This window comes from Streptomyces sp. R-07, assembly GCF_049913175.1.
GTDB lineage: Bacteria > Actinomycetota > Actinomycetes > Streptomycetales > Streptomycetaceae > Streptomyces.
Genome location: NZ_CP183978.1, coordinates 6,720,632 through 6,736,218, shown reverse-complemented (window position 1 = coordinate 6,736,218; position 15,587 = coordinate 6,720,632). Strand labels below are relative to the sequence as shown.

The following is a 15,587-nucleotide window of genomic DNA, read 5'->3' as shown; positions in this document are numbered from 1 at the left end:
CGACGCGGGACGTACCTGTCACCCTCACGGGTGCTCGATCACGGACTACCCGTTCGACGCCTGTGAAGCGGTCATCGAGTCAGCGGTTCGTCCGGACGACGAGGGATTGACGGCCGGCGCGCCCGACCGCCCGGCCCGTCGATGCGCCCCGCGGGGCCCGGTGCCCGATCTTTCGTGACGCCTTCGCGGCAGGCGTCACAGCGAGTCGGCTGCACTCTCCCGGGCGGGTTCCTCGGATGCCGGGTGATCCGGACCGCCGGCCGGGGCGGCCGCACGCAGCGCCGCTTCGACCCGGCGGTTGTTGGTCATGGATGCCGTGACGGCCGTCATCGTCAGGAGGAGGGCGCCGGCGGCGTAGAGCGGGGTGCGGACGTCGTAGGTGGTGGCCAGCCAGCCGCCGAGGAAGGCACCGAACGGGGCGGCGCACATGGCGAGCATGCGGGAGGTGGAGGCGACCCGGCCCATGAGGTGCGCCGGGACTATCGCCTGCCGGAGGGAGGGCGCGAGCACCATCGTGGCGCCCATGCCGGCCCCGCAGACGGCGAGCGCGAGCCCGGCCACGTACGGGTTCGGGGCGGCGGCCAGGCCCAGGACGGCAAGCCCTTCGACGGCGGCCGTGCAGGTCAGTGCGGTCCCGGTGCCGAGTCGTCGGCCGAGGAAGGAGGCGATGGCCGCGCCGAGCAGACCACCGGTGGCCTCCGCCGTGAGGAGCAGGCCGAAGCCGTAGGTGTCGATGCCGAGGCGGTCGTGCGCGAAGAGGGCGAGGACGGTCTCCACGGCGAGGAAGGCGATGTTCCCGACCGCCGGGCGGAGCGCGAGCCCGAGCAGCAACCGGTCCCGGAAGACGTACGAGGCCCCGGCCCGCGCCTGCCGCAGCAGCGACTCACGGGCCTGCGGTACGGGCCGGGGTGTGGCGGGCAGCGACCGTACGAGCAGTGCGGAGAGCGCGAACGACACCGCGTCGGCGAGCAGCGGAACCGCCCGCCCGAGGGCGAGCAGGGCACTGCCCGCGGGCGGCCCCGCGAAGCCGGACATGGCGGTCTGGGCTCCGCGCATGCGGGAGTTGGCGCGCTCCAGGAGCTCGGGGTCGCGGCCGAGCAGATCCGGCAGGTAGGCCGTGGCGGCCGTGTCGAAGAAGAGTCCCCCGAGGCCGAGCAGGAAGGCGACGGCCGCGAGCAGCGGAATGCTCAGCACGTCGAGCGCGGCCGCTGCCGCCGGTATCGCGAGCAACAACGCCCGCGCGGCGTCCACGACCCACATCGTGCGCCGGCGGTCCCAGCGGTCCACCAGCGCACCGCCGAGCACCCCGAAGAGCAGCCACGGCAGCGTTCCGGCGGCCGCGACGACGGCGAGCGCCATCGGATCCCGCGTCAAGGTCAACGCGAGCAGCGGCATCGCGGCATGCGACACCCCGTCACCGAGCGAGGACACCGTCTGCGCGGTCCACAGCCGCCCGAACCCGGTCGGCAACTTGCGTATGTCTGAGGTCACTTGGCGCCCCCTTCGGGCTGCTGACGCGGTGCCGGGTGGAACAGTGCGAAGACGAGTGACGCGTCCGGGAGCGATGGATCGGACAACTCCCGGTACTCGTCCGCCAGTGCCCGCAGCCGCGCCCCCAGCTCAGCGAACTGCTCGTCGGTGAGCCGCAGATGTGCCATCCCCACGTGTCGCTCGCCATCCGCCGGCGATGCCTCCAGGTCCGCCACCGCATGCCGCATCAACACATCCGGCCCTCCCTCGCCCGGATCCGGCAGCACGATCGACCGCGCGGCCATCGCGTAGTACCGCTCGGTGACCCCGCGGACCTTCCGCGTCCGCACCACCTTCACCAGGCCGGCCCGCTCCAACAGTCGTACGTGATAGCTGGAACTCCCCTTGGCGAGACCGACCCGCTCGGCGATCTGCGTGATCGTCGCCGGCTCGAAGCGGAGCACGGCCATGATCCGGTGACGGGTGAGGTTGGAGACGGCGCGCAGCTGCTCGTCCGTGGTGACGTGAAACGTCTCGGGAGGTTCATCGGTAGGCATGTGAGCAATGGTCAACGTTTCTTGACCATTACGCAAGGGGATTTCCGCGCGGAACGTAAACGTGTGGCAGCAGCGGGTGCGTCATCCTCCTGAACTGAAAATTCAGTCAAATACGAGGGACTGCCTGGGTTGCAGACGACCACGAGGGGCGGCATGACCACCGACCGCCGTACGGCAATCCTGGAAGGGGCCGCCCGCGTCATAGCCCGGCGGGGCGTCCGGGGACTGAGGGTGGAGGAGCTGGCGGCAGACGCGGGGGTCTCGACCGCCCTGATCTACTACCACTTCAAGGACCGAGCGGGCATCCTGCGCCACACGCTGGAGTTCATCAGCGACCGGGCCGATCGCTACACCGCCGACAAGGAGGAAGGGCCCACCGGGCCGCTCGATCCGCACGAGGAGCTGGAGCGGTCACTGCTGCTCGAGTTCCAGGACCGCCCGAAGTCCGCGAGAACAGCACGGCCTGGGGCGAACTGCGGCCCAGCGCGGTCTTCGAGCCGGAACTCCGCACGGACTTGGCCCGCGCCGGCCTGACCAGGGTTCACGACATCGCGACCCTCCTGGGTCAGGCGTGCCCCCGAGTCCCCGCCCCGGTCCTCACGGCATCCGCGGAACGCCTGACGGCCCTCGCGGAAGGACTCAGCACCCGCTGGCCGAGCGGCACCCTGACCGCGACCCACGCCCGCGAGCTCGCGCGAGAAGCACCCTCCGCGGAGACCGGGCATCTGGATCGCCGATGGAACGCCGACAACGACACCTCCATGGACGGGCATGCCGCCGCCGCCGCGAGCACCTGCCCATAGGACCGAGCCCGACCGCGGCGCCCGGCCCCCGGCAGGTGCTCCGGGCCGGTGGCGGACGCCGCTGTCGCGCCGTCAGGAGACGGTGATGAAGCGGGCGATGCTCGGGACCCCTTGGGCGTCCAGGGCGAAGAGCATGTAGGTGCCCGGCAGGACCACGCCCTTGTCGGCCGGGATGGACACCGTGTACGTGTCGGTCCCCACGGCCGTGGATGCCAGCGGGACCCGCCGCTGGTCGTTGTCCGTGGAGTGGGTCGCGGCCGCGGCGCGCATCAGGACGAAGGAGGCCACCGGCCCCTGGGTGCCGACGGTGAGCGAGGTGCCGGCGGCGGCCTGGGGCGGTACGCCGCCGGTGATGACGGGACGCGGCTTGGGCGAGCCGTCCGCGTTGAGCAGGTACGGCGGTGTGAACACGGCCCCGTCGGCGTGGTTGGTGGCGCAGTCACCGCACAGGCCGCCGCCGCCGGAGAAGACCCGCCCGTCGGGCAGCAGGTTCGCCACGCTGTGGTAGTTGCGCGGGATGGCCATGGTGGCGAGCGGGGTGAAGCGCCCGGTCGCGGGGTCCCACAGCTCGGGGGTCAGCACGGACGTGGCGTCGCTGAACGGCACGGGGTACGACTGCCCGCCGAACACGGCGACCTTGCCGTCGGGCAGGACGACGCTGTTGCCGAAGGCGCGGGCGTAGCTCATGTCGCCCGTGCGCGCGGACTGGACCTGACTGCCGTCGATGCCCACGGTGTACGCGCGCCGGGTGGCGGGCGTGTTCTCGTACGCGGGCGAGCCGCCCAGGGTGAGCAGCTTGCCGATGTCGTACGCGACGGCGTTGCCCGTCATGGCGTCCTGACTGTCGCCCCGGGTGCCGGCGGAGGCGATGCTCCCGTCCCCGCCGGTCGTGATCCAGTTCATCTGCTTGCTCGGGCCCAGCTGGAGCACCTTGCCGCCCGAGGTGGCGTACAGCCACATGTGGTTGTCGGCGCGGTACGGGCCGCGGGGGTCGGCCGTCATCGCCTGGGCGGCGGGGACGCCGGGGAGCTTGCGCCAGGTGCCGGTGTCCGGGGACCAGACCTCGCCGGACTTGTCGCCCGTGGCTCCGCTCCAGGATCCGCCGAGGACGAAGGCCTCGCCGGTGGAGAGCAGGGTCATGGCCTGGTAGCCGCGGGCGATGTTCATGTCGGTGGTCGCGGACCAGGCATCGGTGGCCGGGTCGTAGATGCTCGCCTTCTCCGCGTTGCTGCCCCCGGTGACCAGGACCCGGCCGTCGGCGAGCATCGCTATGCCCGGGCAGAACATGTCGTGGCCGGTGTTGTCGATGCGGCGCTGGGTGACCTTGCCCGTCTTCAGGTCCAGGATCGCGGTCTGGGTGTAGCCGTTGCTGCCGCCGAAGCGGTCGACCGCGTACGCCGACCAGGCCAGGAGTTTGTCGCCCGGCAGGACGGCGGTGGCCACCGGCACCAGGGGGAAGCCGGTGATCCGGCTCCAGGAGCCGTGGGCGGCCGGGTTGGCCGGTCCGCTCAGGCGTATCTCGCCGGCGGAGGTCCAGGGCCCGCGGTTCCCGGCCTCGCTGGTCACGGTCAGGCGTATGTAGCGGGCGTTGCCGCTGCGGATGAAGGTGGCGGTCTTGACGGTGTCGTCGTCGCGCCAGGTGCCCGAGGCGACAGGTGCGCCGAAGGTGGTGCCGTCGGTGCTGGTGGTGATGGTGTACGCGCCTACGCGTCCGTTGATGCCGTCCTTGCGGGGCTGGTAGACCAGGGCGGAGACGGCCGCCGTGCGGTGCATGTCGATGGTGATGCTGTGCGGCAGCGGGGCGGGGGTGCCGGACCACCTGCTGTGCCAGATGGTGGCGGCGTCGCCGTCGAGGACGTTGGCCGCGCGGCCGTTCTCCTTGACGGTCTCCTCGTCGCTCGCCGCGGCCGTCCATCCGGTCCGGGGCAGGTCGACGGTGGCCGCCGGGGTTCCTGGGTCGCCGAGGAGGTTGAGCTCCGCGGCGGAGCTCCACGGGCCGCGGTTGCCGGCCTCGGTGACGGCGGTGAGCCGGACGAACCGCGCGCCCTGCGGGGCGAATCCGAGGGTCTTGGCGCCGGCGTCGTCCGCGAGAGTGCCGGTGGCGACCGGACTGCCCCAGTTCAGACCGTCGGTGCTCACGCTGATGCGGTACTCACCGACGCGCCCGTTGATCCCGACGGTGCGGGGCTGGTAGATGAGCGCCGAGACCACCGCCGTGCGGTGCATGTCGATGGTGATGCTGTGCGGCAGCGGGGCGGGGGTGCCGGACCACCTGCTGTGCCAGATGGTGGCGACGTCGCCGTCGAGGACGTTGGCCGCGCGACCGTTCTCCTTGACGGTCTCCTCGTCGCTCGCCGCGGCCGTCCATCCGGTCCGATCGAGCAGGGGAGCCGTCGGCTCCATGGCGTTCGCCGGGGCCACGCCATGGTGCGGCGACACCTTCGCCGTCTGCTGGTCGAAGGCCTCCGGCGTCGGCCGGGGTGTCGGGCCGTGGGCGCCCAGCCCCGTGCTCGCCACGCCCAGCCAGGGAGTGAGCCCGACGAGCATCGAACCGAGGGCGCCGGCGATGAGCAGAGGGGAGCGGCGGAACGCTCCGGAAAGGGCGCGGATGCGTCTGGGCTGCAATCGGACCTCCTGGGCGAACCGTGAACCGCTGCGGACCCCTAGAAGATAGGTCAGAACGGTTCAACTCGACCGTAGAACAGAGGAGTTGGCACGAAGCTGTGCCGATCGCACGCGGAACCGCCTCCTCCGCCGGGCAGGAGCCACCAAAGGCGAGCGGACCCGCACAGTGCCCTTCATCGAGGAGGCGGCCGATGGCCACCCGGCCATGACCGGCCGTCGGCAACGACCCCGCTTCGCGGGCCGCCCACCGACGGACCAAGCCGGCTGCCCCCAGCAATCCCCGGAAACGAGTGAGGGGCCGTCGTCGTCGCGCAGCACGACAGGGCCTCGACCGTCGCGATCGGCCCGGAGCGACTGCCGTACAGGAAGAGGTGGTGACCGGTCCCGGGCCGGGCCGCGGTGTCCCGCGTCGCCCGTCTCTCTCGCCGGCCGCGGGAAGACGGAGGCACCGCCCTGCCCCGCCCGGAAGCCGGTCTCCGCCTTCCCGCGCTGGACCGGACGCAACGTTCCCGCCGGGGACAGGGAGCGCCCCTGCCTGGTCGCCCGTCCCCGCAGCCCCTCGGAAGCGGAGACCCTGTGAGGCGGCCCCGACGCGTACGGTGAGCACCGGAAGACCTGGCCGCGGGGAAGTGTTACAACTGGTGTTGTGAGCCCGTCTTGTCTCTCGTGTCCGGCGTACCGGTGCGGTCGAGCCTAGGCAGAAGATTCGGAAGCGTCGCCGGGCAGGTCTTCGTCCTTCAGGTGGCGATCGTGGTGCTGCTCGCCGCCGGGGCGCTGCTGGCCCTGGTGTTGCAGTCGCGGCACGACATCGACCGAGAGGCGCGCAACCGGTCGGTCTCCGTGGCGCAGACCTTCGCGAAGTCCCTGGGCCTACGGGAAGCGCTGAAGGCGCCGGACCCGTCCGCGGTTCTGCAGCCTCTCGCCGAGGAGACGCGCAAGGCCGCAGGGGTGGACTTCATCGTGGTGATGGACACCCACGGCATCCGCTACAGCCACCCTCAGCCCGATCGCATCGGCGAGCGGTTCGTCGGCACGATCGAGCCCTCGCTCGCCGGCCAGGTGCACACCGAGAGCGTGCAGGGCCCGCTCGGCAAGGAGATCCAGGCGATCGTGCCGGTCGACTCGCCCGAAGGCGATGTCGTCGCCCTCGTCTCGGCGGGTCTGACGGTGAAGAGCGTGACCGGCATCGCCAACCGACAGCTTCCGGTCTTCCTCCTGTCCATCGCCGGCGGCCTGGCGCTGGCCACCATCGGCACGGCGCTGATCAGCCGAAGACTCCGCCGTCAGACCCACGGGCTCGGCACGCAGGAGATGACCCGCATGTACGAGCACCACGACGCGGTGCTCCACGCCGTCCGCGAAGGGGTGCTGATCACCGACGGCGAAGGACGACTGCTCCTGGCGAACGACGAGGCCGGAAGGCTGCTCGACCTGCCGGACGACGCCGAAGGACGCCCCGTCGACGAGGTCGGCATGGACCGCCGGATGGCGGACCTGCTGCTGTCCGGCCGGACCGCCACCGACGAGGTGCTTGAGGCCGGGGACCGGCTGCTCGTCGTCAATCAGCGGCCCACCCGACCCGGGGGCCGCCCGCAGGGCTCGGCGGTCACCATCCGCGACTCCACCGAGATGCAGCTCCTGAGCAGCCGGGCGGAAACGGCCCGCAGACGGCTCAAGCTGCTCTACGACGCCGGGGGTGACATCGGCACCACGCTCGACGTGGTGCGGACCGCGGAGGAGCTGGCCGACGTCGCCGTCCCCCGGTTCGCGGACTTCGTGACGGTCGACCTGGCCGACCCGGTGCTGAACGGCGACGAGCCCGGCCCGGGCTCCGACATGCGGCGCACGGCGGTCAACGGCATCCGCTCCGATCACCCGCTGTACCCGCTCGGCAGTCTGATCGGCTTCCTGCCGTCCACGCCGCAAGCCCGCGGTTACGGCACGGGCGCAGTCGAACTCGTACCCGATCTGCGTGACGCGCCGGGCTGGCACGCCCAGGACCCGCGCCGGACATCGGCGATCGTCGACTACGGGATCCACTCGCTCATCGCCGCTCCGCTGAAGGCCAGGGGTGTCGTGCTCGGGGTGGTCAACTTCTGGCGGTCGCAGAAGCCGGAACCGTTCGACGAGGACGATCTGTCCCTGGCGGAGGAGCTCGTCGGCCGCGCCGCGGTCACCATGGACAACGCCCGCCGCTACACGCGCGAACACCATCTCGCCGTGACGCTCCAGCGCAGCCTGCTGCCACGGGATCTGCCCGAGCAGAGTGCCGTGGATGTCGCGCATTTCTACCAGCCCGCCCAATCCGGAGTGGGCGGGGACTGGTTCGACGTGATCCCGCTGCCGGGAAGCCGCGTCGGGCTCGTCGTAGGAGATGTCGTCGGGCACGGCCTGCACGCCGCCGCCACCATGGGGCGGCTGCGCACGGCCGTGCACAACTTCTCCTCCCTGGACCTGCCGCCCGACGAACTCCTCGCCCGTCTCGACAACCTCGTCCAGCGCATGGACCAGGAAGGCGACAGCACCGCCCCCGAGGGCGGTGTTCTGGGCGCGACCTGCCTGTACGCCGTCTACGACCCGGTCTCCCAGAACTGCACCATGGCGCGGGCCGGACACATGCCACCGCTCGTGGTCGCCCCGGACGGCACGACGACGATCTCGGAACTGCCGGCCGGCCCCCCGCTGGGGCTGGGAGGCATGCCGTTCGAGAGCATGGAACTGCGCCTGGCGGAGGGCAGTCAGCTCGTCCTGTACACCGACGGGCTGGTCGAGGAGCGGAGCCGGGACATCTCAGAGGGCCTGGAAAGGCTGCGTACGGCACTGAGCCACCCCGACCGGGACCCGAAAGCCAGCCGCCGCGCCGTACTCGACGCCCTGCTCCCCGGTCAGCCGTCCGACGACATCGCGCTGCTCATCGCCCGGACACGCACCCTGGGGCCCGGCCGGGTCGCCCAGTGGGACGTTCCGTTCGACCCGAGCGAGGTCGGCGCCATGCGCAGCCGCGCGGCTGAGCAGCTCGAAGAGTGGGGCCTGGAGGAACTCGCCTTCAGCACGGAACTGATCCTCAGCGAGCTCATCACCAACGCCATAAGGTACGGCGCAGCGCCGGTTCACGTGCGTCTTCTACGCGATCGCACCTTGACCTGCGAGGTATGGGACAGCAGCAGTACGGCCCCGCACCTGCGGTACGCGGCCGGCATGGACGAGGGAGGCCGCGGACTGTTCCTGGTGGCACAGATCAGCGAGCACTGGGGCACTCGGTACACACCGGAAGGCAAGGTGATCTGGGCCGAACAGGTCCTGCCCACTGCCGGCCGGCCCCTCTCCTAGAGTGCGTGGCCTCGGGAGGGCGACGCGGAGGGCGACCGCTCGAGCTTCAGCGTGGTCCGGGGCTGCGGTCCCTACGGAGCCCGATACCGCAGAGGAGGCCGCCCAACTCTCCGCGGCGACCTCAGCGATCCATTACCGGGCCGAACGCACGAAAGGCCGTCCTCTCATGGATGAGAGAACGGCCTCCGACCTGCGTTTCCGCATGGTCGGGACGACAGGATTTGAACCTGCGACCCCTTGACCCCCAGTCAAGTGCGCTACCAAGCTGCGCCACGTCCCGATACCCGTCTGACCTGGGGTTTCCCTCTGGCCGAACGCGCATGAGAACAATACCGCACTTTCTCCGGTGGTCACGCACGCGTTTCCCGGCGCCCCTTGAGGGGGGCGCGCCGGTTGCGCCGTGTTCACTCTCCGTGAGACTCCCTCGCGCCCCGGAGTGCGCCCGCGCGCCCGCGCCGGCGGGCGGGAAGGGCGGTCCGGCGGGCCGGAGGGTGGTGTCACCTGGGCAGGAAGGGGGACGGAAGGCTTCGGGAATGCCGCTCTTCTGGGGAGAGAGGAGCTCATGTGACGATACGGCGGGGGTCATCGCCATATGCCCGTGACGTTGTTGCCGTTGGCATGTGGCAGAAAGTTGACCATGCGGAAGAGGCTCCCGACCGGGCCGAGCAAGGCAAGACCACACGAAACACAGTCAGAACCAATCGTCAACCACTCCTGTTTCGGTCAAACTTCGTGGCGATATTGATCCGTTCCGGAAAGATCAACACCATGAAGAGGTCGGCCTGTTCGGGACGGGACCACTGCCGATGCACCACCTGCTCGGACAACTCACCAGGCAGGCGTTTCGCAGAGGAGGACTCGGATGGACAGCTACTTCAGCAGCCGACTGCATCATGAGCTCAGGGAGACGGTCCGCGACTTCGCAGAGCGTTACGTCCGGCCGCGGATAGCCGAGATGGAGGCGTCCCGGACGGTCCACCACGAGCTGTCCCGCAAGATCGCCGAGCAGGGCTGGCTGGGCGCGACAATCAGCCAGGAATACGGCGGTATGGGCGCCGGCCATCTGGCCAAGACGATCATCATCGAGGAGCTGTCCCGGGTCAGCGGCGCCATGGGCGCCATGGTCCAGGCCTCCCAGCTGGGCACCGCCAAGATCGTCCACTTCGGCAGCGACGAACAGCGCAAGACCTGGCTCCCGGAGATCGCCGCCGGCGCGTGCCTGCCGACCATCGCGGTCACCGAGCCCGAGTCCGGCGGTCACGTCCTCGGCATGAGCGCCAGCGCCGTCCGGGACGGCGACGACTACATCCTCAACGGCAGCAAGGTCTACGTCGGCAACAGCCACGTCGGCGACCTGCACGGTGTCGTGGTCAGGACCGGCCCGGGTTCGAAGGGGCTCACCGCCTTTCTCGTCGAAGCCGATCGCCCGGGGTTCAGGACCGGTCCGCAGCAGCAGGCCATGGGCCTGCACGGCTTCAGCTTCGGCGAGCTGATCTTCGAGAACTGCCGGGTGCCGGCCACCAACCGGCTCGGCGACGAGGGCGACGGTCTCGCCGTCGCGTACTCCTCCAGCGTGCTGTACGGACGGGCCAACCTCACCGCCGTCTCTCTCGGCATCCACCGGGCGATCCTGGAGGAGACCACGCGGTTCGCCTCCGAGCGCATCCGCTACGGCAAGCCGCTCCACGACCTGCCCACGGTGAAGCTGAAGCTGGGGCAGATGCAGTCCCGGCTGATGACCGCCCGGCTGGCCGCGTACCACGCCGTGCACCTGCTCGACCAGGGCCTCTCCTGCGACACCGAGCTGATGAACGCCAAGCTCGTCAACGTCGAGTCGGCGATCGACTCCGGCCGCAACGCCATGGAGATCCACGCCGCCGCCGGCCTCTTCACGGACCGGGCCATCGAGCGGTACCTCCGGGACGCCCAGCACATCTTCGCCCCGGCCGGCACCTCCGACATCCAGCTCCTGCGGCTTGCCGAGGTCGCTCTCGGCCAGGACAAGGGCAGCTGGTCGGAGCGGCTGTCCGAGCTGGTCCGCACGCGTGCGCCGGAGCCGGCGCACGTCTGAACCACGCCCACCCCACGGGCCGGGACGCCCCCCACGGGCCGGGAGCCCCGGTACGGCCGCTGCCGTACCGGGGCTCCCGGGCGTTCGTCGGAGGCGACGGTCAGAACATGCCGTCCTCACGACGGTTGATCTGCTCCATGAGCTCCGCCGCCATCGCCTTGATCGTCTCCAGGCCGGCACGCCCCCACGGCCGGACGTCGGTGTCGACCACGCAGATGGTGCCGAGCGCGACACCGGTACGGTCGATCAGCGGCGCCCCCATGTAGGAACGGATGCCGATCTCGTCCACGACCGGGTTCCCCGCGAAACGCGGGTAGTCGCAGACGTCCTCGAGGACGAGCGCCTTGCGCCGCACCACGACGTGCGGGCAGTAGCCGTGGTCACGGGCCATGAAGCGGCCGACGCCGCCCCCGCCCGCGGCGGCCGCGCCCAGGTCGCTGCCCGAGTGGGTGCCCTCGGGGGTGTGCAGTCCGGCGAAGAACTGCCGGTTCTCGTCGATGAAGTTGACCATCGAGAACGGTGCCCCGGTCACGTCGGCGAGACGGTGGGCGAACTCGTCGAACGCCGGCTCCGGCCGCTCCCCGAGACCGAGTTCGCGCAGCCGCTGCACGCGGGCGGGCGCGTCCTTGTCGATGGGGGTCAGCAGAAGGTGACCGGTCGGGTCGTACGTCATGGCGTGGCTCCGTAGCTCGGCACGGTGTCCGGGATGGTGGTGAGCAGATGCTGGACGAGGGTCAGCAGGGTGCGGATGCCGGAGCTGGAGATCCGGGCGTCGCAGAGGACGACCGGCACCTCCGGCTTGAGGTCGAGCGCGGCCCGTACCTCGTCCGGTTCGTAACGGTAGGCGCCGTCGAACTCGTTGACCGCCACGACGAATTGGATCCCCCGCCGCTCGAAGAAGTCCACGGCGGCGAAGCATTCCTCGAGCCTGCGGGTGTCGGCGAGGACGACCGCTCCGAGCGCTCCCTCGGAGAGCTCGTCCCACATGAACCAGAAGCGTTCCTGGCCCGGGGTGCCGAAGAGGTACAGGACGTGGCGGTCGTCGAGCGTGATGCGGCCGAAGTCCATGGCGACGGTGGTCGTGGTCTTGGACTCCACGCCCTCCAGGCTGTCGGTGGCCGCGCTGACCGAGGTGAGCAGCTCCTCGGTGCTCAGCGGTTCGATCTCGCTGACCGCGCCCACGAGGGTCGTCTTGCCCACGCCGAATCCGCCCGCCACCAGGATCTTGAGCGCGGTGGGGAAGGGGTCGGCCGCGAAACTGTCGTGGCGCTCAGAGCCGTTGTCGTAGGCCATCGAGCACTGCCTCCAGCAAGGAACGGTCGGTTGGGTTGGCGTGGAAGCGGGGCGCCCGGGCGGTCAGCGCCCCGCAGTCCACGAGGTCGGAGAGCAGGACCTTGGTGACCACGGCGGGGAGCCGTAAGTGCGCCGCGATCTCGGCCACCGAGGTGGGCCCGTCGCACAGCCCGAGGGCCAGGCTGTGCTCGGGACCCATGTGCGTCTGGGGTGACGATCCGGTCGCCATCACCATGGACAGCAGGTCCAGCGCGGTGGTGGGTTTGGTCCGGCCGCCGCTCACGGTGTACGGGCGGATCAGTCGCCCGGCCGCGTCGTCGAGCCAGGGCCCTTCCTGATGAGACGTCACGTCTACTGCCCGAGACCGCCCACCGCGCCGGCGGCCTGCCGGGCGGGGGTGACCAGGTACGGGCGGACGCTCTTGACGAGCATCGCCATCTCGTAGCCGAGGACGGCGGCGTCCGCCTCGCGCCCGGCGAGGACGGCCAGGCAGGTGCCGGAGCCCGCGGTGGAGACGAACAGGAGGGTGGAGTCGAGCTCCACGACCACCTGGCGGACCTCGCCGCCGTCGCCGAACCGGGCACCCGCGCTGCGGCCGAGCGAGTAGAGCCCGGAAGCGAGGGCCGCCATGTGGTCGGCGGCGTCGGGGTCGAGGCCGTGCACGGATTTCACGAGACCGTCGGAGGAGAGCAGGACGGCGTTGCGGGTGTACGGGACCCGCTGGACCAGTCCGCTGAGGAGCCAGTCGAGGTCCGAGGAATGGCCGGTCGGCACATTGCTCGCCATGGTGATCTACTCCTTGTGCGCGTCGCCGGGACGCAGCGATTCGTGGGGGGCGGACTGGGATTCGGCGAGGCCGATACCGCGCTGGAACGCGGCCATCAGACCCGGGTCGTGCAGGGCGTGCTCCTCGGTCTTGCGGGTCACGGGCTCGTCCCGCAGCTGCGGGACGATGTGCTCCTGTGCGCGCCTCTTGGGGAGCAGGGGCCGGCCGTCGGCCTCGGCACGGGGGGCCGGGGGGAGCGGCGAGAGCAGGTGGTCCGGCGGGCCCAGGGGCACGGCGCCGGCCGGCTGGGCCGGTATCGCGGGGGCGGGGCCGGGGTCTCCGTACCCGCTGGGCTGCGTGCTCGTACGGAGGTACGGGTGCGAGCCCGGCGCGGAGGTCTCCTCGTGACGGGCGGCGGCCCGCTCCGGGGAGGGCGAGGGTACGGACTGCGGTGCGGGGGCGGGGGCCGCCGTACCGCTCATGACGGCCGGCGCGGTCGTCCGCGGGTGGCCGGGGGTCTGGCCCGGTGCCTGCGCGGCGACCGGGGCCGGGACGTGGCTCGGCACGGGGGCCGCCACCGGGGCCTGGCCGGGCGCCTGGGCCGGGGTCGTCATGGGCGCCGGCTGGGCCTGCGGCTGCATCTGCACCTGGCCGGGCGGGATCGCCGAGGAGCCGGCGGTCGCGGCGGTCTGGCGCTCGTGCTGGGCGAGGCCCTCGGGGTCGGCGCCGAGGAGACCCTGCGGGAGCACGAGGACGGCCTGCACGCCGCCGTAGATGTTGGACTGGAGGCGCACGGCGATGCCGTGCCTGCGGGCGAGCGCCGAGACGACGAAGAGTCCGATGCGGCCGTCCTGGAGCAGATGCGCGACGTTGACCTGGTCGGGGTCGGCGAGCAGGGCGTTCATCTTGTTCTGCTCGGTGACGGGCATGCCGAGCCCGCGGTCCTCGACCTCGATCGCGAGGCCCGCCGTGACGTACTGGGCGCGCAGCAGCACCGTGGTGTGCGGCGCGGAGAACAGCGTCGCGTTCTCGACGAGTTCGGCGAGGAGGTGGATGACGTCGGCCACGGCATGGCCCCGGAGCGTACCGTCGATCGGGGGGACGAGCTTGACGCGCGGGTACTGCTCGACCTCGGCGATGGAGGAGCGCAGCACCTCGGTCATGGTGACCGGGTTCGACCACTGGCGGCGGGAGATGGCGCCGCCGAGCACGGCGAGGTTCTCGGCGTGGCGGCGGATGCGGGTGGCCAGGTGGTCGACGTGGAACAGGCCCTTGAGCAGCTCCGGGTCCTCGACCTCGTTCTCCAGCTCGTCCAGGAGCTGGATCTCACGGTGGACCAGGGACTGGAGGCGCCGGGCGAGGTTGACGAAGACCTCGACCTTCTGTTCGTTTCCGACGCTGCTGGAGAGCCGGGACGCCTGCACGACGGCCGCCACGGCGGCCTCGTGGGAGCGCGTCAACTCCTGGGACAGCAGGTCGAATTCGTCGCCCGAGACGGGGGCGGTGGGCTGCGCGGGGCGGGGCGGGGGGCCCTCTCCCCTGCGCAACTGTTCGACGACCGTCCGGAGTTCGCTCTGACCGCGGGCGCTGGTGCGGCGCAGGGAGTTGCAGCGGTCGAGGACGGCCTTGGCGGCCCGGTCCGCACCGAGTGCTGCGGCCGTCACGGAGGCGACGGTGAGGGCGGCGGCGCCGGTGAGCGCGGCCCAGAGGCCGGGGGTGGGACTGGCTCCCGTGGAGCGGATGGTGAAGAGGACGGCCGCCGCCCCGCCGAGTGCCACCGCGACGGCGGGGAGCACGGAGGTGCGCAGGAGTTGGGGGCGTATGCGGGCTTCCGCGGGAAGCGGTGCGGTGGTCTGCGCCGGGGGGTTGCTGTGGGTACCGGTGGCGGAGCGGGCGCCTGGCCGGCCGTGCCGCCCGCCCTCGCGTCGGTCGGGCCGCGAGGCGGGTGCGCGAAGTTGAGACATGAGTGTCCTTGGTACGTGCCCAGGAATCGGCGTACTGCGGGGGTGTTCTGCAGGGGGTGTACGGGGGAGGTGTTCTACAGACGTTCGATGAGCCTACCGATGATCATCAGCCACACACTGTAGTCGTCAACCGTTCATGTGCGGTGCGCAGTTGACAAACTTACCCGTAGAGCGGGCTGCTCTGGTATCGGCCCTCGTACGACAGGCCGAGAATGATCGGCCGAAAGTCGCCGTCACGGCTGGAAGCCGACTCTTCCAGGCGGGAACGGAAGAGGGCGGAGACGCCCTCACGCCTCCGCCCTCTGCGGAAATCGCCCCCGACCGGAATCCCCCGGAGGAGGCGCGGACCGACCGGTCAGCCGGCCCCGAGGGGGTGTGCGCGGCCTCCGGTGCACAGCGTCCGGCATCCGTGCCGGGCTCCCCTCACGCCGCTCCGGCCCGCGGATCCGCGGCGGCTCCGCTGTCCGGGTCCGCGAGCGGCCGGTGACGGTCGGTGAGAGCGGAGGCTCCCCAGCCACCTGCGGCTTCACGGGCGATCGCACGCCACCAGGGGGTGCCGGGCAGCCCCAGCGGCCGGTCCACCCGACAGCCACCGTTGACGGTCGGAAGGCCGCACGAGACCGGTGCGATCTCCCCGTTTCGGTATGCAGGGCGCGGATCCGGTGTTTCGGCCGAACGGGCATGGCCCCCGGGGTGAGTCGGCGAGCA

General features: G+C 71.2%; 10 protein-coding genes, 1 tRNA gene and 1 pseudogene. 3 read left to right on the top strand and 9 right to left on the bottom strand.

Going from position 1 to position 15,587, the window contains the following annotated elements; all coding sequences use genetic code 11:
* Positions 1 to 195 precede the first annotated feature (195 nt).
* Entirely contained in the window at positions 196 to 1,491 is a 1,296-nt protein-coding gene (locus ACN9M0_RS30925) for an MFS transporter (protein WP_426404568.1), read from the bottom strand.
* Positions 1,488 to 2,027, bottom strand: a complete 540-nt coding sequence (locus tag ACN9M0_RS30920) for an ArsR/SmtB family transcription factor (RefSeq protein ID WP_366037598.1) — start codon at positions 2,025 to 2,027, stop codon at positions 1,488 to 1,490. Before ACN9M0_RS30920 ends, ACN9M0_RS30925 begins: the two co-directional genes overlap by 4 nt.
* Positions 2,028 to 2,180: 153 nt before the next feature.
* Here ACN9M0_RS30920 and ACN9M0_RS30915 point away from each other — a divergent pair.
* Positions 2,181 to 2,830: pseudogene (locus ACN9M0_RS30915) on the top strand (TetR/AcrR family transcriptional regulator).
* A 72-nt stretch (positions 2,831 to 2,902) separates the two neighbouring features.
* On the opposite strand, the gene ACN9M0_RS30910 reads toward ACN9M0_RS30915, so the two are convergent.
* On the bottom strand, positions 2,903 to 5,455 hold the full coding sequence (locus tag ACN9M0_RS30910) for a discoidin domain-containing protein (protein WP_426404567.1): 2,553 nt from the start codon (positions 5,453 to 5,455) through the stop codon (positions 2,903 to 2,905).
* Positions 5,456 to 6,196: 741 nt separating this feature from the next.
* Between ACN9M0_RS30910 and ACN9M0_RS30905 the strand changes: the two genes are divergently transcribed.
* Complete coding sequence (locus tag ACN9M0_RS30905) at positions 6,197 to 8,785, top strand: SpoIIE family protein phosphatase (protein WP_426404566.1); 2,589 nt, start codon at positions 6,197 to 6,199, stop codon at positions 8,783 to 8,785.
* A gap of 203 nt (positions 8,786 to 8,988) precedes the next feature.
* Here ACN9M0_RS30905 and ACN9M0_RS30900 read toward each other — a convergent pair.
* Positions 8,989 to 9,065: transfer RNA gene (locus ACN9M0_RS30900), tRNA-Pro, on the bottom strand.
* A gap of 582 nt (positions 9,066 to 9,647) precedes the next feature.
* Here ACN9M0_RS30900 and ACN9M0_RS30895 point away from each other — a divergent pair.
* Positions 9,648 to 10,856 carry an acyl-CoA dehydrogenase family protein gene (locus tag ACN9M0_RS30895; RefSeq protein ID WP_366037595.1) on the top strand — a complete coding sequence of 403 codons (1,209 nt, stop codon included), beginning with the start codon at positions 9,648 to 9,650 and terminating at the stop codon, positions 10,854 to 10,856.
* Positions 10,857 to 10,956: 100 nt separating this feature from the next.
* Here ACN9M0_RS30895 and ACN9M0_RS30890 read toward each other — a convergent pair whose 3' ends face one another.
* From ACN9M0_RS30890 to ACN9M0_RS30870, 5 genes are read right to left on the bottom strand one after another with little or no spacing between them, the layout of a single operon-like run.
* The gene (locus ACN9M0_RS30890; RefSeq protein WP_366037594.1) at positions 10,957 to 11,529 is read right to left on the bottom strand and encodes a GAF domain-containing protein; all 573 of its coding nucleotides are present in this window, start codon (positions 11,527 to 11,529) and stop codon (positions 10,957 to 10,959) included.
* Positions 11,526 to 12,149 (bottom strand): GTP-binding protein, encoded by a 624-nt coding sequence (locus ACN9M0_RS30885; protein ID WP_366037593.1) that lies wholly within the window; start codon positions 12,147 to 12,149, stop codon positions 11,526 to 11,528. Before ACN9M0_RS30885 ends, ACN9M0_RS30890 begins: the two co-directional genes overlap by 4 nt.
* A complete protein-coding gene (locus ACN9M0_RS30880; RefSeq protein WP_366037592.1) occupies positions 12,127 to 12,498 on the bottom strand; it encodes a DUF742 domain-containing protein in 372 nt (123 codons plus the stop codon). Before ACN9M0_RS30880 ends, ACN9M0_RS30885 begins: the two co-directional genes overlap by 23 nt.
* Before the next feature lie 2 nt (positions 12,499 to 12,500).
* Positions 12,501 to 12,935 carry a roadblock/LC7 domain-containing protein gene (locus tag ACN9M0_RS30875; RefSeq protein WP_041132185.1) on the bottom strand — a complete coding sequence of 145 codons (435 nt, stop codon included), beginning with the start codon at positions 12,933 to 12,935 and terminating at the stop codon, positions 12,501 to 12,503.
* A 6-nt stretch (positions 12,936 to 12,941) separates the two neighbouring features.
* On the bottom strand, positions 12,942 to 14,879 hold the full coding sequence (locus ACN9M0_RS30870; RefSeq protein WP_426404565.1) for an ATP-binding protein: 1,938 nt from the start codon (positions 14,877 to 14,879) through the stop codon (positions 12,942 to 12,944).
* Positions 14,880 to 15,587 lie beyond the last annotated feature (708 nt).

Bases quoted from the DNA above. Each gene is read 5' to 3' on its own strand.
- ACN9M0_RS30875 (WP_041132185.1), bottom strand. From the start codon at position 12,935: ATGGCGAGCAATGTGCCGACCGGCCATTCCTCGGACCTCGACTGGCTC.
- ACN9M0_RS30885 (WP_366037593.1), bottom strand. From the start codon at position 12,149: ATGGCCTACGACAACGGCTCTGAGCGCCACGACAGTTTCGCGGCCGAC.
- ACN9M0_RS30870 (WP_426404565.1), bottom strand. From the start codon at position 14,879: ATGTCTCAACTTCGCGCACCCGCCTCGCGGCCCGACCGACGCGAGGGC.
- ACN9M0_RS30895 (WP_366037595.1), top strand. From the start codon at position 9,648: ATGGACAGCTACTTCAGCAGCCGACTGCATCATGAGCTCAGGGAGACG.
- ACN9M0_RS30920 (WP_366037598.1), bottom strand. From the start codon at position 2,027: ATGCCTACCGATGAACCTCCCGAGACGTTTCACGTCACCACGGACGAG.
- ACN9M0_RS30890 (WP_366037594.1), bottom strand. From the start codon at position 11,529: ATGACGTACGACCCGACCGGTCACCTTCTGCTGACCCCCATCGACAAG.